Annotated in this window: 2 protein-coding genes; both read left to right on the top strand. The window is 53.6% G+C overall.

The genetic code is table 11. From position 1 onward, the window contains the following. The coding region (locus ACTHUR_RS18115) for a helix-turn-helix domain-containing protein (RefSeq protein WP_440400138.1) at positions 1 to 344 on the top strand (344 nt) is incomplete at its 5' end. Beyond that, on the top strand, positions 248 to 522 hold a 275-nt coding region (locus ACTHUR_RS18110), incomplete at its 3' end, for an IS3 family transposase (RefSeq protein ID WP_440400140.1). The genes ACTHUR_RS18115 and ACTHUR_RS18110, both read left to right, overlap by 97 nt.

Genomic DNA, 522 nt, shown 5'->3' with positions numbered 1-522 from the left:
AATATACATTACACTTCAAATACCAAGCCGTACTCCACTACCTGCACATACGCAGCCAACAGCGTACCGCAGACCACTACGGCATCTCCCGAACCCACCTGCGACGATGGATAACCGCCTATCAAGAAGGCGGCATCGGCGCACTCAAACATCCCCAATCCAAAACCATGACCGACCACCGCAAAAACCCCTTCATCGCCGACAAACCCGACCACGAAAAAACACAGGCAGAGCTTATCGAAGAGTTGTGCTATATGCGCGCAGAGGTCGCCTACCTAAAGGAGTTAAAAGCCCTCAGCCAAAAGCAGACCGCAAAGGACAACGCCAAACCGTCCAAACACTGAGGGCGCAACACCCGCTCAAATACCTGCTGCACATCGCAAACCTGCCCAAAAGCAGCTTTTACTACCATCACCAAGACCGGCCCGACCCCGATGAAGCCGACAAAGACCTTATCGCCGAAATCTACGAACGGCACAAAGGACGCTACGGGCAAAGGCGCATTGCCGCAGCATTGTGTTG

This window comes from Neisseria sp. P0021.S007 (genome assembly GCF_051956855.1).
Note: the sequence above shows the minus strand (reverse complement) of the source record. Positions and strands in the feature narration are given on the sequence as shown.